Genomic DNA, 19,840 nt, shown 5'->3' with positions numbered 1-19,840 from the left:
CAATCGGACCGCCCTTTCTGATTTCACAGATCGCTTAAAGACTTATTCGCCGATACGCACTGGCACGAAGCGCAATTCGCCGGTCTGGTTGGACAGCAGCAAGAGAGCGGAGCGACGTCCGGCTTCCTTGAGCTTTTCAACCTGCTCGATGACGTCTTCAGGTGTTGACACAGCCTCCTGCGCAACTTCCTTGATCACATCACCAGCCTGAACCCGCTTTTCCTCGGCAGAGCTGCCAGGAGCGACCTGTTTGACCACAACACCAGTGACATCGTCCTCGATCTTGAACTCCTTGCGAATCGCATCATCGATTTCCGAAAGGATCATGCCCAGAACTTCCTTCTGCGCAGGCGCTGCCGGCTCATCTGTTGTGGCTTCATCTTCAGAGCTCTCGTCCGTTGCAACTTCCTCAAGACGACCAAGCGTCACCTGAAGCGGAACTTTTTCACCCTTGCGCAAGACGATGACATCGACGGCCTTGCCGATGGCCGTTTCAGCAACCATCCGCGGCAGTTCGCGCATCGTTTCGACAGGTTTCCCATCAAACTCCAATATGATATCACCCGGCTCGATTTCCGCCGCAGCAGCAGGCCCGTCTTCGGAAACACCGGCCACAAGTGCACCGGACGCTTCGTCCATGCCGAGACTTTCTGCGATCTCATCGGTGACTTCCTGAATGCGAACACCAAGCCAGCCGCGGCGAGTCTCGCCAAATTCACGAAGCTGAGTGATCACGCGGGTTGCCGTCTTCGCAGGAATCGCAAAACCGATGCCGATAGAACCACCCGACGGGGAAATGATCGCCGTGTTGATGCCGATCACTTTACCATCCATGTCAAACAAAGGACCGCCGGAGTTGCCCCGGTTGATTGAAGCATCCGTCTGAATGAAATTGTCATAAGGGCCAGAGTGAATGTCACGGTTTTGGGCAGACACGATACCGACAGTCACAGTGCCGCCAAGGCCAAACGGGTTGCCGATGGCCATCACCCAATCACCAACGCGAATGGCTTCGCTATCGCCGAAACTGACATCAACCAAAGGCGTCTCGGGGGTCACCTTCAACACGGCAATGTCAGTTTTCTCATCTGTGCCGATCAACTCGGCTTCCAGCTGACTTCCATCATTGAAATTGACGGTGATTTCATCAGCGCCTTCAATCACGTGGTTGTTCGTGATGATGATGCCTGCAGTTCCATCGATGACAAACCCGGACCCGAGTGACTGTACGCGGCGGGGGCGATCTTCACCCTTGTTCTGCTTGTTGAAAAATTCCTCGAAAAATTCCTGGAACGGAGATCCGTCCGGGACCTGCGGCATGGGAACAGAACGCTCTGCCTGCACAGTCTGCGATGTGGAAATATTCACCACCGCATCGCCCAGTTTCTCGGCCAGGTCGGCAACCGAAACCGGTCCCTGAGCATGCGCAACCTGAAAAGGCTGCAAGGCAACAAGGCCACCAAGCATGGCCGCAGCGGCCATTGACTTCAAGGTGACAAGGTTACGGCGAAAGAAGTGAGTAGCCATGGGGCCCTATCCTCCATCCCTGACGGATCGTTGCGAGCAGCTGATGCCGCTCTTTTTTGAATTATAATCGAACTCACACAAGCTTATATAGTTTTGTGGCGCAAACGAGCTTTTCAAAGCTCATCCGCGCCACAATTACGTTATCGGTGCAGTTTATCCACGTACGAACCAGACCAACAGCACTCCCAGAGCCAAAGCAAACAGCCCGGCCATGCGAAGTGTCTGTTCAGGAGCCTCAAGCGCAGAGCGCATCATGGACTTCATGCCGCCTGGAGCCAGCGCATAGAGGGTTCCCTCCAACGCCAACACCAGACCAAGGGCCACAACCAGATCGCTCATTGAGCGTTGGGAGCCTGCAATCGTGAACCTGAATTGCCTTCAGAAGACTGCGACGCCCCCATTGGGTCGTTGAAGTAGCGGAAGAAGCTGGAATCTGGAGACAGGACAAGGCTGGTGTCGCCCTGGCGCAATCCAGTTTCATAGGCCTGCATCGACCGGTAGAAAGCAAAGAAGTCAGGATCAACGCCATAGGCTTCCGCAAAGATCTTGTTTCGCTCGGCATCACCAACACCGCGCATGATGTCTGCATCACGCTTGGCTTCAGCGACCAGAACCGTTGCATTACGATCAGCACGTGAGCGAATGCGGCGAGCCTGTTCTTCACCCTGCGCACGCAGCTCTGTTGCTTCCCTCTGACGTTCGGTCTGCATCCGGGCGTAAATCGCCTGCGAGTTAGCATCCGGAAGATCCGCGCGGCGAATTTTCACGTCCACAACCTCAATGCCCAGCTCCGAAGCGCTGTTGCTGACATCACGACGAATATTTTCCATCAGACCAGAACGGTTATCCCGCACAACTGCCGTAAACGATGCCTTGGCCAGTTCCGAACGCAGCGAAGACTGCAGGAACGTAGACAAGCGCTGGTTGGCTTCGCGAATGTTGTTCACACGCTGGAAGAAAAGCACCGGATCAGAAATCCGGTAGCGCGCAAACGCATCCACAACAAGACGCTTTTTGTCAGACGCAATGGCTTCAACAGGCGGCATATTCAAGTCAAGGATTCGCTTGTCGAGATAAACCACATTCTGGAAAGGAGCTGGCAGCTTGAAATTCAAGCCTGGCTCGGTGATCACCTTGTCGATCTTACCAAAAGTCAGGACGATTGCCTGTTGGGTCGGATTGACGATGAAGACGCTGGCATAAACAACAGCGGCAACAACGGCGAGGAGAATGGCAAGGATACCACCACGCATTACTGTGTTCCTCCTGTACGGCCGGACTGCGCGGATCCGCGCGATGTCAGCTCATTCAGCGGCAGGTAAGGCAAGACACCCTGGCCTGACTTGTTGTCGATGATGATCTTGGTGTTCGCACCAAGGACCTTCTCAAGTGTTTCCAGATAAAGCCGTTCACGGGTCACATTCGGAGCATTTTTGTACTGATCATAGACCTGAGTGAAACGCTGCGACTGACCTGTTGCCTCGGCGACCGTCTGATCACGATAGGCATTGGCCGATTCCGTAACACGGGCTGCTTCACCACGAGCTTCAGGAACAACGCGGTTTGCATAAGCCTGAGCCTCGTTCTGGATACGCTCCTGATCGGCACGGGCCGCCTGAACATCGCGGAAGGAGTCGATGACCTGCTGTGGCGGATCAACCTTCTGCATCTGAACTTCGGTGATTTCGATACCGGCTTTATAAATGTCCAGCGTCTGCTGCATCAAGGTATCCACTTCATTCTGGATCGAGACTCGGTTCTCGGTCAGAATGGAGTCAATGTTCGACGTGCCAACAATCTCACGCATCGCACTTTCGGCAACAGCTTTCACTGTGCCTTCAGGATTCTGAATGTTAAACAGGTAGTTGGCAATGCCTTCGCGTGTGTTCTTGATACGCCACTGCACCTTGAAGCCAACATCGACGATGTTTTCATCGCCAGTCAGCATCAGGCTTTCCTGAGGCACGTCACGTGTCGAAATGGAACTTCCACGGACGATTTCTTCAACACCAACTGTCAGCTCGCGCTGACGCTCGACTTGTGGCTTGTAAACTTCACCAACCGGATAAGGCCAGTTGTAGTTCAGACCAGGTGAGGTCTGATCCGTCACTTGTCCCAGAACCAGCTCAACACCAACTTCGCCCTGGTTGACACGGTAGAAACCGGTGAACATCCACACAGCAACGACACCGAAAATCACCAGAGCCACACCAAGGGCACCCAGTCCGGAGCCACCACCGCCTGGCAGAACGCTTTTCATGCGGTCCTGCGTGCGCTTCAAAAGCTCTTCAAGATCCGGCGGCTGATTTCCACCACCGCGATTAGGACCACCGCCCCAAGGGCCGCCATTGTTGCCGCCGCCGCCGCCGCCGCCCCAAGGGCCGCCATTATTGCCGCCGCCGCCGCCTTTCCAGGGGCCACCGCCGCCTGACTGATCGTTCCAAGGCATCAAAAGTTCCTTTTCCCAACGTCCCGGCGCTCCCATCCGGACAGCAGCGCGCTACCCATATATCACCGAGGTTACATATCATTGTTCTCACTCACCGCAGGTTATAGGGAGGTTACCAAGAGCTTTCAACGTGCGCCCTCTGATGCTCCTCCCGAAAACAGCAGCTTTCACTCAGATTGCAGGTGGGACAGTTACCACAAGCTTTCAAGGGCAAACATCACCCACCGCCTACCTAACCACTGGATAAGCCGATAAAACCATGTCCAGATGCGGAATATCATCTTCAAGGTAAACGTCAGACACCGTCTGAAACCCAAGCCGCTTATAAAACGGCTCAAGATGTGCTTGAGCAGACAGATCTATCTGAGCCTCTGGCGCGGCCTCATTTGACCTTGCAATACCGGCCTCCATCAACTGCTGCCCAAGTCCCCGCCCCCGATAAGCCTGCGCAATGACCACGCGGCCAATACGGCATCGCTCGTTCGCCCGATCCTCAGGCAAAAACAATCTCAATGCCCCCGCCAAGGCCCCTGTTTCACTGTCCTTGAGCAAATAGTGCAAGCCATCCGGGTCCTTGCCGTCAATCTCCGGAAAGGCGCATTCCTGCTCAACCACAAAAACATCCTGCCTCAGCTTCAGCAGGTCATGCAGTTCTCGGGCACCGAACGCCTCGAAAGACATCCAGACGCCTTCGAAAGAATTTCGAGTGCAGTCCATAAAACACAAGGCCTCTTCAAGGTCTCAGAAATTTTAGATCAGACAAATCAACAACCAGCCAAAGCCTATGCAGCGCGTCGGCGGTAGGTCACAAATTCAAACCCGGCGCTGTCCCGCTCCGAACGCTCACCTGAAACACGGGAAACCTCTTGCCAGATCGACGGATCAATCTCGGGGAAATGAGCATCTCCCTCCGGATCGGCCTGCACCTCTGTGATTTCAAGACGATCCGCAAGGCTCAGTCCCATTGTGTAGATCTGCCCACCGCCGATGATGGCCACACCGTCTGAGCCAAGGTCTCCCGCCAGGCGTTCCGCAAGCTCAAGGCCCACCTCAAGAGAGCCAACCACAGTCGCCCCCTCGGCCTGAAACTCCGGGTCTCTGGTGATCACAATATGTGGCCGGCCCGGCAGAATACCCGGCAAGGATTGAAAGGTTCTCCGTCCCATGATCATAGGCGTGCCAGCAGTCAGCGCCTTGAAATGCTTGAGATCAGAAGAAATATGCCACGGCATATCGTTGTCGGCTCCGATGATCCCGTTCCGGGCCACCGCTGCGACGAGAAAGATTTCACTCATGGACTTTTCTCCTGGCACTCTTACAGAGTTCAGACCTTCAAATGCCACAGTCAATGTGACTGCGCAAATAGCGACAAGAGCCCGCCATTCGAGACGGGCTTCAGGCTGATGCGGGTGCTGTCTTGGCTCCGCGCCAAAGGATGAACAGCCCGGATGCGACAATCAGGGCGCAGCCCCCGATCATGAACGGATCAAGGCTTTCACCGAATACAAAAACGCCAAGCCCAACGCCGAACAACAGCCGCGTATAGCGAAACGGCGTCACTGTTGACACTTCGCCGGTCCGCATTGCCTTCATCAAGGCGCTATAGGCGAAAACCCCGGCAACAACGGCCAAAACCAACGACATCCAGGCCGCGGCACACGGCACAATCAGATCGTTCCCGTCCCAAACAGCAAAAACGGCCCCAGCCGCGATGATTGTGACAAAGCCGTAGAAGCCAAGCACGTTGGTGCTCAATGAGGCGGGCGCTGCCCGGCTCGCAAGATCCCGCCCGGCGAACCCCAACATGCCAAGAACGGCCAGAACCGACAGCAGCGAAAACGTTTCTCCCCCGGGGCGAAGCACAATCATGACCCCGATCAGGCCAATGAAAATCGCAGTCCATCGGCGCCAGCCTACTTTTTCGCCAAAGAACAGCGCGGCTCCCAGAACAACAATGATTGGTGTTGCCTGGAGAATGGCTGTTGCCGAAGACAACGGGGTCAAGGCCAGCGCCAGCACATAGAAAAGCCGCCCGACAAACTCGAAGACAAACCGGAACAACATGGGCTTTGATCCGACATCCGGATTCAGCAACCGCTCCCCCTTCAACCGAGCCAGAAGCGCAAAGGCCAAAGCGCCCAGAAAACCGAACAGAAGCAGGATTTCCGCAACAGGCAGCTGTTTGGCCGCCCCTTTCACGAAGGTATCCTCCAATGCAAAGGCCCCCATGGCGGTAACCATCCACAAACTGCCAAGCAGATTGGAGCGCTGATCCATTCGGATCCCTGTTAAAACTGTCATGAAAGCCCAGACCAAACGGAGGAAAACGTATCCGTCACGCCCAAATGGGCGGCGGTTCACACTACGAAACGGCAAGAAATCTTAAACAGACATCTGCCTTATCAAACTGCAATAGGTGCCTTGATATGCGGATGAGGGTCGTAGCCGGACAGCTCGAAATCCTCATATTTAAAGGCAAACAGATCTGTGACATCCGGATTGAGCGTCATCACCGGCAGTGCTCTTGGAACCCGCGTCAATTGCTCCCGCGCCTGATCAAAATGATTGGCGTAAAGATGAGCATCGCCCAAGGTGTGCACGAAATCGCCCGGCTTGAGGTCGGTGACCTGAGCCACCATCATCGTCAGCAGCGCGTAGGACGCGATGTTGAACGGCACGCCGAGAAAAACATCAGCAGAGCGCTGATAAAGCTGACAGGACAGCTTTCCATCCGCGACATAAAACTGAAACAGCGCATGACAAGGCGGCAAGGCCATCTCGTCAACCAGCGCAGGATTCCAGGCAGACACAATAAGACGGCGCGACTCGGGATTCTGCCTGATCATGCTCAACAGATTTGCAATCTGGTCAATTGACCGGCCGTCGGGCGCAGGCCACGAGCGCCACTGATATCCATAGACGGGGCCGAGTTCACCAGCCTCATCGGCCCAATCATCCCAGATCTTGACGCCATTTTCCTGCAGATAGCGAATATTGGTGTCGCCCGCCAGAAACCAGAGCAGTTCGTGGATAATCGACCGCAAATGCAGCTTTTTCGTCGTAACGAGAGGAAAACCTTCCGAAAGATCAAACCGCAACTGATGGCCAAAGACGGATCGCGTTCCGGTACCAGTTCGGTCTCCCCGGTCGATGCCCTTGTCCAAAATGGTCTGCATGAGGGTGAGATATTGATCCACGTCACCTGTCCCTAAACTTGATGTATGCGGTCAATCCGTCTCGTTGCAAACGGCGGAGCTCCCCCAAAGCACATCCGTTTATCTCGCAGGGAACAGCGGGATTCGCAAGGCGTCCAGCCGAATTCAAAAGGCCATCAACCAGCGACTTATGCGCGCAATGGTCCAAAATTGTTTATCCGGCTCTTTCCCGTAATGCCCAGTTTTTGCCGCCTCCCCCTTCCATTTGCCCAACAGCGAGACTATGTTAGCAGTGCTGGTTTTCCAGATATGGCGATAAATGGTCAGTGCAATAAGCTTATCGGACCCGGGGGCGGTACCCGGCGCCTCCACCCAAGCGCATTCAGAATTTACGGTTGTCGACTGTTAATTACGAGTGCGTTTCGGCGGGGGCGAAATAGGATCGACGAGGGTGTAAAGACTGCGCTTTTGCTCGGCATGGTACCACCGATATCGGACCATAACAGTAGTTGCAAATGACAACACTGCTTCGGACATGGCTGTTGCTGCGTAACGCAGTACCGGTAGTCCACTTAAGCCCTTGCGGTTAGCACCGTAAGGCGGGGTTCGGAGGCACCTGGCAACAGAAGCCTCCACTTCATTTTCGAGACCACAGCGTGAACACCAGCATCTATGATGCGCAGGCAGCAACTTTCCGCGTTTATCCCACAAGAACTGGGCAAACACCGGATTAAGTTGGTACCCAAAACAATTGAGGTCTTTCCTTTTGCCGCCTCACACGGCAATGTGGGTCGCGAGAATCCGATCAATCAGACATGTTTTGACAAAGAGAAGATGGCAGAAGACCTCCTCCGATACGATATCCTGATCCAGGATGCATTGCGCGGTGCCGTTAAGAAGATCCTCGCGGAGGTCGGACGGACGGGACTTCCTGGCGAGCATCATTTCTACATCGCTTTCGACACGAACGCCCCTGGCGTACGCATTTCACAACGGTTGAAAGAGCGTTACCCTGAAGAAATGACCGTAGTCATGCAGCACCAGTTCTGGGATCTTGCAATAGGCGAACATGCGTTCGAAGTTGGCCTGTCCTTTGGCGGCGTGCCTGAAAAGCTTCTCGTTCCTTACAGCTCGATCAAAGGCTTCTTTGATCCCTCGGTTCAGTTCGCGCTCGAATTTGACCCTGGCAAGACCGCTGAGGAACTTCCAGAAGATCTTCTCGAAGCTGTTGAAGAACTGACCAAGGCTGAAAAACTGGCCGAGGACATTGTCGCAAAGGTGCCTGAAGACAGCGATGCTGAAGTGGCAACATCCGACAAAAAAGACGACAAGGCCCCAGCCGGTGACAGCACAGGCGCAGTTGTTTCTCTGGATGCGTTCCGCAAGAAAACCTGATTTTTAAACAAGGCCTGCCGCGATGAGCGCTGACATCATCAATCTGCGTCAGGCACGCAAAAAGAAATCAAAGGCTGAACAAGGCGCGAAAGCAGATCAAAATCGCGCCCTGTTCGGACGAACAAAAGCCGAAAAACAACTTTCCCAAAAATCTGAAAACCTCGAAGCGAAGCGTCTTGACGCGCATCGATTGGAAGCATCTGACGGCCCTTCTCCTGAAAAGGGTGACTAAGGATGGCTCTCGCCAAACGCTCCCTCGCCTTGCATGGCCACAGGACAAGCCTTGCGCTTGAGCCTGAGTTTTGGTCCGTCATTGATCAGGTGGTGAAACAGCGTGAGATATCATTGGCGACATTGATCGCCGAGATCGACGACAACAGGGCACCCGAAAACGCGCTGTCCTCCTCGGTCAGGGTCTTTGCCCTCACCTGGCTTCAAAAAACCTGATCCAGACGTCGGACACAAATCTTGCTCTTTGCTAATTCGGCTTGATTTCGATGACGAGCCCGTTCGGCAGCGTCCGATAACGAGGTTTTGCCTGCTCGCTTGTTTGCAGGCCTGTTTCCCTCGGTGTCGTCGTCCGCGGTTCAACCAGGATAGGCTGGCGACCCAGGGCATCCGCAGGCTGTCCAATTTCCCGCGCCAAGATATCCTCTACCGATCGTGGCGCATCCAGGGGCGGCAAAGCAGCAGGTTCAGCCTCCCGGGCAATGGCGCCAGTGGCATCAGGCAGGTTCACCTCAGCCGGCGACTCGATCACCGACCTGATGCCACTTGCAAAGTCTGCCGGTGTTTCAAAGGACCCAGTCGCCGAACTTTTCGTTTGCTGCTCCACTTGATTGTCGTTGGCGGGCACATCAGGCGGTGAACCAGCATCTTTCGCCTTGTTAAGTGTCTCTTCGAGACGCTGCGTCGCTTTCTCCCGCGCTGCAGCTTTTTCGGCAGCTTCGCGCTCACGCCGGACACGTTGTTCCTTCTGGCGCTTCATTTCCCTAAAGAGACGGTCCCGCTCAAGAATTTCTGCCTGCAGTTTCTCAACCCGCTCGACTTCCTGTTCAAAAGCCCTCAGCGTGAGATAGGCCGTGAAAGGCGTTATATCGAGGCGGCGCTCAGGCGCATCCAGCGGACCAGAGAACAGAACACCCACCCGCGGCTCTGCGCCCGTCACAGCATCCTCACCCGGGTCAACAGTCAGGGAAAAATCGCTGTCCATTTCCCAGGTGTTGAAATCAGCCTCAGCAGATCCAAAAACCTCAGCGCGCTTGGTATCGACCGCCACATTGCGTGCACTGGCGCGCCCTCCCACAATGGAAACAGACCCTTCCAGGCGATCAAATGCAAGGTTTCCAGCTTCCATATAGCTGGTGAAGACGTCCTGGATTTTCTCATCCCGAAGGTCCAACCCGGCATCAGCTGCCCGTATCACAAGATCAAAGGCTTGCGGGTTGATACCGCGCAATTCACCATTGGTGACAGCAAAAGTGCCTCCGCCAGTCAGGCCCGAAGCCATCACCGCAATGGAGCGTCCTGCGCCTTCAAAATCAAGTACAACGTTCAAATCGCCCGTCGCAACAGCCCGGTCATTATGTGTCCAGACCAGCGACTGCAAAGCAGCATCTTCAAGCTTCAAATGCCCTGACACTGACCCTTCTGCGCCAGAGCGGCGGAAAGCCAGCACGCCAGACACTTTGCCACCGCCATAGTTGCCCGACAGCCCATCAAGGCGGAGCATGGTCGGCGTCAACCGCAACTCTGACTGCATGCCTTCCAGCAGATGCCCATCGCCAACGTCCAGAATATCCGCACTCAGATCAAGTGTCAGATCGGTATCAGAGAAAAGCGGCGCACCGAATGCCCCTGTGGGCCAGATACTGGAGCCGTCACCGGCCGAGAACCACTGGTCAGGCCCAAGAATGGCTTCAGACAAGCTGCGCATATCAAGACTACCGAGGTGCAGTTTGCCCTTGAACCTGCGGTTTTCCTCTCCGACAACAGCCTTCAAGTCTCCCGCCAAAGATCCATCAACCGTCACACCGGCAACCGTTCCCGCCAAATCAGATGCTGTTATCTTGCTTCCAGTTCCAGCCAGATTCAACTGCAAATCCATATCGATATCACCAGCCATGACTGGCATGACCCGACCACTCAGCAGCGCAAAAGGCGCAAGATCCGGCGCACTGGCCGTCACCGCCAAGCTGTAGCGAGGCTCCCCGCTGTCCGTAAGGCGAACTTGCCCCAAAGCTCCGACCGAAGCGGATCCGGTGTTCGCGGACACAGATATATCAAGACCGTCTTCAGGCCGTCCCCTTGCGGTGATTGCAACGGTCCCCTGCCCCAAATCATCAACCGGCAGGATATCAAACCCGAGTTGGCGCAGGATCTGGCCGCCATCTGGCCCCGTCAGATCCAGATCAAATTCGACAGCAGCTTTTTCCCAGGCATCCACACGGCCCTTGAAATGATTGCTGATCTTTGCGCCGACGCCACCAACGATCCCATCCAGAACAAAGGTCAGATCGCTTGCATCACCGACAGCAGCAGCTTTCAAATCAGCCTGGAACCGTGCCGGAACAAGATAATCTGAAGCTTGCTCTAGCCGTTCCAGAACAGAGCTTTCAGGTAACACCCCGCGCAGCAGGGCAACAACACCGCCAAGGTCACGCGCATCCAGCGTTCCCGACAAGGCTCCAACCGGAGCCGTCAGCAAATCGTCAATACGGCCAGAAATATCGATCTGCGCGCCGGCAAGATCTTCAGCATAAAGCCGGTCGATACGCAGACCCGTGCCAGAATATTCGGCCTCCAGCGACAAGCCCTTGCCAGCAACATCGCGGATACTGACCTGCTTGGCCTGCACCCGCAGCGACACATCAAGGCCGTCCGAGGTTTCCAACGACCTGCCAAAGAGTTTGGCCAAGCGCTCCAGCTCATCAAGATCCAGAGACTCAGCATTCAGACTCAGCGAGAACTCATCATTTCCATTGCGCGGCTTGCGATACGCCAGAGACCCCTTTGCCTGTGCATCAGCAAGGGTCAGGCGGAAATTATCGAGCGCAGCGCCACTTGGAACAATGTTCAAATGACCTTCCAGCGAGACCGGCTGAATGTTGCTGCTGCCCTTCCCGCTTTGGCGCAGCCAGGCAGAAAATGCACCAGGCTGTTCGGAACTGATCGACAGATTACCGCGATAGGACGGAGATCCTGAAATCGCAAGATCACCTTGTGTGGCGATCACGGTCCGACCTGGCGCACGACCGGCGAACCGTGCGATCCGCCAGCCACCAACCATTGTTTCAAGGTCCAGGCGAATGTCCTGCGCCAAGCTTCCGCCAAGAACGACAGCTGGAACATCCAATGCAATCACGCCATCCATTTCCGGAACCGGCAAGGCCTGCAGCGTCGACAGGATTTCCTGGCCAGCGACGGCCAAATCGACCGGAGCCTGCGGTCCACCGCCGTAAAGCCTGTCCAGATCGATCTGCTTTGCCGTGGCCCGAACCTCAAATCGTCGTTCGCCGTCCAAAACCACCTTTGCGTTGCCATCCAGCCCCAAGAGGCGATCTTCCGGCCCAAGCCGGTATTCAAACTTTGGAATCTCGATGCTGGAAACTGTCGCATTGAAATCACCAGATGCTCGCCATGCCTTATCAGGCTGAGCTTCTGGCATGATCGACACCAGCTTGAAGCCACCTTCCAAAATGGGGGCCTTATCAGTGTGCGACAGCAGTCCATCCACAGAAAGCTCGACCGGCAACATCGTTGGTGTAACAGACCCTTTCAGGCGAATCCCGCCAGTGTCCTGCTGCTTGCCCGTCGCAAGCCGCACCGAATAGGGTTCATCGCCATAGGTCAGACTGCCGTCAATCTTGAAAGGCCCGACAAGCGTTCTGGCGCTGACCTGAAAATTTCCATCGTCGATCTGATGAGTCTCGCCGGTTCTGGCATGCACCAGCGAGATCGCCCCATCGACAACAGTAATGTTTTCAAAGGCGACGTCTTCAGATGCAAAATCGGAGGTTATGCGCCCGCCCTTCATGCCCGTCAGCCAGTCAAGCCGACCGGCTTCATCCAGGGAAACGCTTAGGTGGGGCCGCTCCAGCTGCATGTCTAGAACGTGGATCTCGCCCTTCAGCAAAGGCGGCAATTCAACGCGCATCTGAAACTTAGACACCACAAGCAGCGGGTCTTCCGCCTCGCCCACACGTACATCAAAAAATGTCACGGTAGGCGATGGCAACAAACGGATATCAGCGTCACCAAGCACCCGAACCTTGTGCCCCAACGCCTGCTCGGCATAACGCTCAAACGTGGAGCGATAGACGGTCCAGTCGACAAAGAAAGGCCCGACCAGTGCCGTAATCAGCACCAGAATAACCGCGACACCAAAGGTGATGTAGACCGAATTCAGATCCGTTCTCCATAGTTTCCACGCCATCACGCAACAGCCGCGTGTTGCAAGAGGATCCCTTGCGATTCGCTACAATATCATGACTGGCGATTTTTCGGCTGCATACCGTCAAACCGCCAGATCATTTGTCGTTTACAATCAGGTCACGACACCTTGACGATTTTACCCGGGTTCATGATGTTGTCCGGATCCAGGGCCATCTTGAGCGAACGCATCACGTCCAGCCCGCCACCGTGTTCACGCTGAAGATATTTCATCTTGCCTTGGCCAACACCATGTTCGCCCGTACAGGTGCCTTCCAGTTCGATGGCACGCCAGTTCAAACGCTCGACAAAACCTTCAGCCTTGGCCACTTCCGCCTCATCAGCCTCATCCACGAGGATCAAGACATGGAAATTTCCATCGCCGACATGGCCGACAATGGTTGCCAGAAGCCCAGCTTCCTCCAAATCCGTCATGGAGTCTGTCACGCATTCGGCAAGCCGTGAGATCGGCACACACACATCCGTGGCAACTCCCTTTGAACCGGGTTTAAGCGTGAAAGAAGCCCAATAGGCGTCATGACGGGCCGTCCAGAGTTTGGTCCGTTCTTCTGCCTGGGTCGCCCATTTAAATTCGCCGCCACCGAAATCCTCGGCAATCGATCCAAACATTTCAGCTTGTTCGCGCACGCCTGCATCCGAGCCATGAAATTCAAGAAACAGCGTCGGCTTTTCCTCAAGATCGAGCTTTGAATAAATGTTGCAGGCCTTCACCTGCATCGTATCGAGCAATTCGATCCGGGCAACAGGAACGCCGCACTGGATTGTCGCAATCACAGCATTGCAAGCAGATTCGATATCCGGGAACGGGCAGACACCGCCGGAAATCGCCTCTGGCTGACCATAGAGCCGAATGGTCAGCTCCGTGATCACGCCAAGCGTGCCCTCAGATCCAACATACATCCGTGTCAGGTCGTAGCCCGCAGCGGATTTGCGGGCACGTCCGCCCGTATGAATGATTTCGCCCGTGGGAGTGACAATTGTCAGGCCCAGAACGGCATCTTTCATGGTGCCATAGCGCACCGCATTTGTGCCAGATGCTCGGGTCGCAGCCATTCCGCCAATGCTGGCATCCGCGCCCGGATCGATCGGAAAGAAAAGCCCCGTATCGCGCAGATAGCTGTTCAGCTGTTTGCGGGTCACGCCTGCCTCAACACGGCAATCCAGATCTTCAGCATTCACCTGAAGGATCTTGTTCATGTTGGACAGGTCCAGTGAAATACCGCCGCCAGGTGCATTCACATGGCCTTCAAGCGACGAGCCTGTGCCGAACGGAATGACCGGAACCTTGTGTTCCGCGCAAACCCGAACCACATCGGCAGCTTCCTCGGTGCTTTCCACAAAGACCACCGCATCGGGAGCCTGATTGGGCAGCCATGTGGTGGTGTGACCGTGCTGTTCGCACATCGCTTTTGAACGGGAACAACGTTCACCAAATTTCTGGGTCAAGATATCGACAACAAGCGAGGTTTTCACCTCATCACGAGCGACATGGGCCTGCATGGCAGACAGAGACATGATCAGAATCCTGTAATTTGTGGTCTAGGGCCGTCGGCCAGATGCCGCGAATATGTTAGTCACTTTTACAAAGGTCAAAGGCAATCGACCAGAAAATTCCAAATGAAAGGAACAAAAATGACAATCATGTGGCCCAAGGCGCCAGTGGAAAGTCACAAAATGGACGTGAAAGAAGAATGGCGCGACTACAATGACCACTTGAACATGGCCTATTATAACGTCCTCTTCGATGAGGCCTGCGATAGAATTTTGGCGAAACTCGGCCTCGGGGCAGAGTATCTAAAGACCCGCAACGGATCCTATTTCACTGCGGAAGCCCATGTTTGTTATGTCCGCGAGCTGGAAATCGGCATGCCGGTGATCACCCGCCTGCACTTGCTGGATCTGGATGCCAAACGTATCCGCGTCTATCAGGAACTGTTTCACGCTGAAGAGGGGTGGCTGTCGGCAACCTCGGAACAACTTTGCCTGCATGTGGACATGAGCACCCGCAAGGTCGTGCCCTGGCCTGAAGACATCCTCAGCGAATTGACTGCACTTCAAGAGGCCCAAAGAGACCTGGCAGTTCCAGAAAGGGCTGGACGCGGCATCGCAATCAAGCGCCGGCCAACGTGAAACCAAACCTGTCGAAAATATCCAACCAATCTGCAAGCAAATGAAATTTCTGCCATAGTTGGACAAATCATCTGATTGGCAAAGAATCGAACGACCTGAGCCAATTCCCATCAGGGGCGCGTCTGGCGCTCATTTGTCCAGACCGATTTTCAGCGGACCCGACCGATGCGCGTCATAGCCGACACACTCCGCCAACTCCCCGAGGTTCTCGGCAGTTGGATCGCGCCGAACCTGCGCCTGTTCCGCACCAACCGCTTGCCTTTCGTCTGGCTTCTGGCCCTTGCCATTGGCGCATTGGTTGCCACTGCCGCCATTGGCTTTCGCTCGGCCATCGGCTTGCTGCAATGGCCCTGGCTCGGAGACACCTCGGAGCGGATCATCACAGCCGCCGCCAACCAGCCCTGGTGGGTCATTGTGCTGGCCCCGGCATTTGGCGGCCTGATCGTTGGATGGTTGCTGCAGACCTATCAGCCCAAACAGCGCGCAGGTGGCGTGGCAGACGTCATAGAAGCACGCGCCCTCGGCGGACGTGGCCTGCCTCTCCGCGCGGGCTTGAGATCCGCACTGATTACCATCATTTCCCTGGGATTTGGCGCAAGTGCGGGCCGAGAAGGCCCGGTCGTCCATCTGGGGGCAACCCTTGGAACCGCCATCTGCCAAGCCTTTTCCCTTCCCGACTCAGCCCGTAGAATGCTGCTGGCCTGCGGCGTTGCCAGCGCTGTATCGGCATCATTCAATGCCCCAATCGCCGGTGTTCTTTTCGCTCATGAAGTTATTCTGGGGCACTATGCCATGTCAGCCTTCGTGCCGATTGTGCTAGCCTCGGCAGTCGGCGCAATCATTTCACGGCTTTGGTTTGGCGAATCCGCCGCCTTCATCATCCCGCAATACGACATCAGCTCCTATTGGGAACTTCCGGCCTTTGCGCTGCTCGGCCTGACCTGCGCTGCCGTCGCGATTCTGTTCCAGTTCGCGCTGATCGGCACAGATTGGGCGGCTCGAAACATCACCATGCCGCTTTGGCTACGCCCGGTTATCGGCGGACTGGGCGTCGGAGCCATCGCAATCTTTTTCCCTCAGGTGCTGGGCGTCGGCTATGAGGCAACAGATATGGCGCTGAAGCATCAGTTGCCGATCATGACCCTGCTGGCCCTCCTGGTTGCCAAGACAGCCGCAACGGCGATCACCCTGGCTTCCCGTTTCGGAGGCGGGATTTTCTCTCCGTCGCTTTACCTGGGGGCCATGGCCGGGGGCGCATTCGGCCTGATCGCCGCCTCCGCATTTCCGCAGATGGCCTCGAGCCACGGTCTCTACGCCATCCTGGGCATGGGGGGCGTGGCAGCGGCCGTCCTTGGTGCGCCTGTCTCAACAACCATGATCGTCTTCGAGCTGACCGGCGGTTATGGCCTGTCCATTGCGCTGTTGATTGTGGTTTCCATTGCCTCAGGCCTGACACAGGCCATTCACGGCAAGTCGTATTTCCACTGGCAACTCGGGATGCGCGGCGTCAGCCTTCATGAAGGCAGCCATACCTATCTGCGCGACCATGTGAAGGTTCGTGATTTTATGGACCCGCCGCCAGACCAAGAGGACGAACGAACATTCGATCCCTCAAACGATGGCCCTTACCTGTATGCAGGCAGCTCATTAAAAAATGCTTTGAAAAGCTTCGATGAAAGCGGCGAGATCAGCTTGCCCGTTGTCGAATCCGGCAATGCCACACAGATTATCGGCATTGCCAGGCACGTCCGCGCCTTAAGCCATTTCAACACGGTGCTGATTCAGGACAGCGAAGAATCTCATAGATAAGTCTTGGATCACGAACCAAAATCAGCCGGTGCCGTGATTGATATCTTTCCGACATAACGGTGGGAACTCTTCTTGCCCTTAAGCTTGGCTCTGAATTCCAGCTGCTTCATGTGCAGTTGCGCCTGCCGCCCTTTCAGGCCTGGCAGAGACAGTACATCCAGACCGGTGAAGGGAAGAAACGGGTTTCGGCGCAGAGACCCATAGATACCAACCCGTGTCGAAGGGCGATCACTTTTTCCTCGGGCATGAAACCCATGGGTATCTGCAACAATCAACGTATTTCCAGGCACAGCGAAAGCAACAGGATCGTCAAATCCCATCTCCCTCGCCTCTTTAGCGTTCAACCGAAAAGAACCTCGCGCATGAAGACGGTTTTTGGCATCTGCGGCATGAATGCTCTGCATCTGCTCCCATGCAGCGCGTTTTTCAGTCAGCCGATGAGAGCCAGGAATATAGTTGAAAGGGCCTTCCTCAACAGCAATGTCATAGAGAAAGAACCAAGACTTCGCTGTGGGCTGGAATGTATCAGAATGAAAGTGCGTTTGCGGGTCAACTTTACCATTATTCGGCTTCGTCAACACAACATGCAGATAGAAGATCGGATCAGAGTTAGACGAGGCAACATAACGCAAGGAGCCTTGGAAAAGCGGCCCATTCACGAATCGCTTCAAATAGGGCAATGCCTCCAGCACGTGCGGCGGGAGAGGTATAAACCGAGTCACTGCATTACCCTGCCGCATGTCGTAGGCATGGAATGTATTTTCCTCCACCTCACGGCGCAATCCTGCAAGCTCGTCATCTGCCAAGGCATTCTTCCGGCAGATATACCCTTGCTCAGCATATTGTTGGCGATCCTCGGCAGATACGAGGCCTTCCAGTCGCCGACGCCGCCAGTCACTCATTTTCTGGGCGAGACGCAAACGCCCAACATGCAGTCCCTTCTCATTCAGCCTTCGGCTACCAATGATTGGGTTATCACAAAAAGACTTGGCACCGCTGGCCAGCTCTGCGACCCACAACGGGGTCTTTAAAACATCAATTGCGCGCATGATTTTACTCAAAATCCAAATTGTATAGCCAGCGAAATCAGATCGGCATTGTCGCCTCATTCAGCCAGGTCAAAGTCCTGGCTTCTAGATGAGGGCTCAGCTCTTCCCGCACACGGCGATGATAGTCATTGAGCCAGCTGAGCTCGGCATCGGTCAACAGGGTACGATCAACCAGCCGCAAATCGAAGGGGGCCAACGTCAGGGTTTCAAACCCCAACATGGACCGCTCTCCACCATCAATCGGCATGGCGTCTGTCACCAGCTCAAGGTTCTCAAGCCGGATACCATACTCACCAGCCGGGTAATACCCAGGCTCATTCGACAAGATCATGCCCGGCTGCAAAGCAACTGTGCCGGTCTTGGCAATCCGCTGGGGCCCCTCATGCACAGAAAGATACGACCCAACGCCGTGACCGGTGCCATGATCAAAATCGAGACCAGCCTTCCACAGATCAATCCGCGCAAGGGTATCAAGCTGCGCGCCAGACGTTCCTTTGGGAAAACGGGCCGTCGAAATCCCGATATGCCCTTTCAGGACCAACGTGAAGTGCCGTTTCATCTCCGCGCTTTGTGAGCCAACGGCAATTGTGCGCGTAATATCGGTGGTGCCATCTTCATATTGTGCGCCGCTGTCGATCAAGAATGGCCGTCCGACAGGGATCGTCAAATTGCTTTTTCGGCTGACCCGGTAATGGCAAATAGCCCCATTGGGACCGGCTCCGGAAATCGTGTCGAAGGACAAATCCTTGAGCACACCTGTTGCCAGGCGGAATTCCTCCAACTTCTCTGCAGCACCGATTTCATCAAGGTCACCTTTCGGCGCTGCATCATCGAACCAGCAGAGAAATCGTGCAAAAGCAACGGCGTCGCGCAGGTGTGCTGCTTTCGCGCCTTTGATCTCGGCTGCATTCTTGATGGCTTTGGGCAACAGAACCGGATCGGCCGCCTCGACAAGAGTGCCACCGCGAGCCTCAATCGCATCTGCAATGGCCTGACCAGCAGAGGCTGGGTCAATCATCACCCGCGCTTTGGCTTTTCCAAGCCCGTCAAGCTTCACCTTGAACGCATCAGGCTCTTCAAGATCAGCCAGGGAATGCAGCACATCGCGGACAGAATTGCTCAGCTTCCTCCCGTCAATGAACAAGCTCGGCTTGCCCGATGACGGCAAAACAACAAAGGACAATGGCAAGGGTGTATGGGACACATCAGAACCGCGAATATTCAGCAGCCAGGCAATAGAATCAGGCTGTGTCAGAACGCAGGCATCGGCTTCCTTACCCGTAAGAGCAGTTTGAATATCAGCAATCTTGTCAGCAGCTGACCGTCCCGCCAAGGCTTCGCTGTGCAAGGATACTGCGCCGAGTGGAGCATCAGGACGCCCTTCCCAAACAGCGTCGACCGGGTTGCTGTCCAATCCAACCAGTTCAGCCCCAGCCTTGTCGCAGACCGCCTGAAGTCGGCGGACCTCGCGCACCGTATGAAGCATTGTGTCATATCCGAGCCGTTGACCAGGCTTCAAACGTTTGGCCAGCCAGTCAGTCGCCGGTTCAGTGATCAGATGCTGCGCGGGAAAGGTCTGCATATCCACCTGTTCTCGCACCTGAATGGTATAACGGCCATCAACGAAAATAGCAGCATCATCGCCAAGCACAGCCGCCATGCCGGCTGATCCCGTAAAACCGGTCAGCCACTGCAAGCGACAGTCACTTGGCGGCACATATTCACCCTGATGCGCGTCCGCTCTCGGCACCAGAAAGCCGTCAAGGGAGTGACGCTTGAGTTCGGCCCTGAGAAGCGCGGCATGCGGCGCTCCACAGAAAGGATCATTGAGATCATCGAATGTCTGAAACATGAATTGAATCTAAGTTGCCCGG

The 19,840-nt window shown here is 55.3% G+C and carries 17 protein-coding genes and 1 other RNA gene; 6 read left to right on the top strand and 12 right to left on the bottom strand.

The window, feature by feature from the left end; translation table 11 throughout:
* Nucleotides 1–42 precede the first annotated feature (42 nt).
* The 8 genes from V6575_RS11560 to V6575_RS11525 all read right to left on the bottom strand — a co-directional run bounded on the left by V6575_RS11560 (nucleotide 43) and on the right by V6575_RS11525 (nucleotide 7,173).
* On the bottom strand, nucleotides 43–1,527 hold the full coding sequence (locus V6575_RS11560; RefSeq protein WP_340274488.1) for a Do family serine endopeptidase: 1,485 nt from the start codon (nucleotides 1,525–1,527) through the stop codon (nucleotides 43–45).
* Between the two features lie 153 nt (nucleotides 1,528–1,680).
* On the bottom strand, nucleotides 1,681–1,866 hold the full coding sequence (locus V6575_RS11555; protein ID WP_340274487.1) for a DUF2065 domain-containing protein: 186 nt from the start codon (nucleotides 1,864–1,866) through the stop codon (nucleotides 1,681–1,683).
* The gene (hflC, locus tag V6575_RS11550) at nucleotides 1,863–2,780 is read right to left on the bottom strand and encodes a protease modulator HflC (protein ID WP_340274486.1); all 918 of its coding nucleotides are present in this window, start codon (nucleotides 2,778–2,780) and stop codon (nucleotides 1,863–1,865) included. The genes V6575_RS11555 and hflC overlap by 4 nt, the downstream gene beginning before the upstream one ends.
* Entirely contained in the window at nucleotides 2,780–3,976 is a 1,197-nt protein-coding gene (gene hflK / locus V6575_RS11545) for an FtsH protease activity modulator HflK (protein WP_340274485.1), read from the bottom strand. Before hflK ends, hflC begins: the two co-directional genes overlap by 1 nt.
* Before the next feature lie 228 nt (nucleotides 3,977–4,204).
* Nucleotides 4,205–4,657 carry a GNAT family N-acetyltransferase gene (locus V6575_RS11540; protein ID WP_340274483.1) on the bottom strand — a complete coding sequence of 151 codons (453 nt, stop codon included), beginning with the start codon at nucleotides 4,655–4,657 and terminating at the stop codon, nucleotides 4,205–4,207.
* A gap of 101 nt (nucleotides 4,658–4,758) precedes the next feature.
* Nucleotides 4,759–5,271, bottom strand: coding sequence for a dihydrofolate reductase (locus V6575_RS11535; protein WP_340274482.1), 513 nt, complete (start codon nucleotides 5,269–5,271; stop codon nucleotides 4,759–4,761).
* A 100-nt stretch (nucleotides 5,272–5,371) separates the two neighbouring features.
* Nucleotides 5,372–6,277 carry a DMT family transporter gene (locus V6575_RS11530; RefSeq protein ID WP_340274481.1) on the bottom strand — a complete coding sequence of 302 codons (906 nt, stop codon included), beginning with the start codon at nucleotides 6,275–6,277 and terminating at the stop codon, nucleotides 5,372–5,374.
* Nucleotides 6,278–6,378: 101 nt separating this feature from the next.
* The gene (locus V6575_RS11525) at nucleotides 6,379–7,173 is read right to left on the bottom strand and encodes a thymidylate synthase (protein WP_340274480.1); all 795 of its coding nucleotides are present in this window, start codon (nucleotides 7,171–7,173) and stop codon (nucleotides 6,379–6,381) included.
* A 213-nt stretch (nucleotides 7,174–7,386) separates the two neighbouring features.
* Here V6575_RS11525 and ssrA point away from each other — a divergent pair.
* From ssrA to V6575_RS11505, 4 genes are all read left to right on the top strand, one after another.
* Nucleotides 7,387–7,768, top strand: a transfer-messenger RNA (tmRNA) gene (gene ssrA / locus V6575_RS11520).
* A gap of 197 nt (nucleotides 7,769–7,965) precedes the next feature.
* Complete coding sequence (locus V6575_RS11515; protein ID WP_340274479.1) at nucleotides 7,966–8,526, top strand: SspB family protein; 561 nt, start codon at nucleotides 7,966–7,968, stop codon at nucleotides 8,524–8,526.
* A 22-nt stretch (nucleotides 8,527–8,548) separates the two neighbouring features.
* Nucleotides 8,549–8,758, top strand: coding sequence for a DUF4169 family protein (locus V6575_RS11510; RefSeq protein WP_340274478.1), 210 nt, complete (start codon nucleotides 8,549–8,551; stop codon nucleotides 8,756–8,758).
* Between the two features lie 2 nt (nucleotides 8,759–8,760).
* Nucleotides 8,761–8,973, top strand: a complete 213-nt coding sequence (locus V6575_RS11505; protein ID WP_340274477.1) for a ribbon-helix-helix domain-containing protein — start codon at nucleotides 8,761–8,763, stop codon at nucleotides 8,971–8,973.
* A gap of 31 nt (nucleotides 8,974–9,004) precedes the next feature.
* Here the strand turns inward: V6575_RS11505 and V6575_RS11500 are convergent, their stop codons facing one another.
* Together V6575_RS11500 and V6575_RS11495 are read right to left on the bottom strand one after the other, a co-directional pair.
* On the bottom strand, nucleotides 9,005–12,961 hold the full coding sequence (locus V6575_RS11500; protein ID WP_340274475.1) for an AsmA family protein: 3,957 nt from the start codon (nucleotides 12,959–12,961) through the stop codon (nucleotides 9,005–9,007).
* Between the two features lie 116 nt (nucleotides 12,962–13,077).
* The gene (locus V6575_RS11495) at nucleotides 13,078–14,493 is read right to left on the bottom strand and encodes an FAD-binding oxidoreductase (protein WP_340274474.1); all 1,416 of its coding nucleotides are present in this window, start codon (nucleotides 14,491–14,493) and stop codon (nucleotides 13,078–13,080) included.
* 117 nt (nucleotides 14,494–14,610) lie between these two features.
* Between V6575_RS11495 and V6575_RS11490 the strand changes: the two genes are divergently transcribed.
* Both V6575_RS11490 and V6575_RS11485 read left to right on the top strand, forming a co-directional pair.
* Nucleotides 14,611–15,108 carry a thioesterase family protein gene (locus V6575_RS11490; protein WP_340274473.1) on the top strand — a complete coding sequence of 166 codons (498 nt, stop codon included), beginning with the start codon at nucleotides 14,611–14,613 and terminating at the stop codon, nucleotides 15,106–15,108.
* A gap of 165 nt (nucleotides 15,109–15,273) precedes the next feature.
* Nucleotides 15,274–16,917, top strand: coding sequence for a chloride channel protein (locus tag V6575_RS11485; protein WP_340274472.1), 1,644 nt, complete (start codon nucleotides 15,274–15,276; stop codon nucleotides 16,915–16,917).
* An 8-nt stretch (nucleotides 16,918–16,925) separates the two neighbouring features.
* Here V6575_RS11485 and V6575_RS11480 read toward each other — a convergent pair whose 3' ends face one another.
* Together V6575_RS11480 and V6575_RS11475 are read right to left on the bottom strand one after the other, a co-directional pair.
* Nucleotides 16,926–17,966, bottom strand: coding sequence for a phytanoyl-CoA dioxygenase family protein (locus V6575_RS11480; protein ID WP_340274471.1), 1,041 nt, complete (start codon nucleotides 17,964–17,966; stop codon nucleotides 16,926–16,928).
* A 37-nt stretch (nucleotides 17,967–18,003) separates the two neighbouring features.
* Nucleotides 18,004–19,818 carry an aminopeptidase P family protein gene (locus tag V6575_RS11475; protein ID WP_340274470.1) on the bottom strand — a complete coding sequence of 605 codons (1,815 nt, stop codon included), beginning with the start codon at nucleotides 19,816–19,818 and terminating at the stop codon, nucleotides 18,004–18,006.
* Nucleotides 19,819–19,840: the final 22 nt, after the last annotated feature.

Source organism: Roseibium algae (assembly GCF_037783265.1).
Lineage (GTDB): Bacteria > Pseudomonadota > Alphaproteobacteria > Rhizobiales > Stappiaceae > Roseibium > Roseibium algae.
Note: the sequence above shows the minus strand (reverse complement) of the source record. Positions and strands in the feature narration are given on the sequence as shown.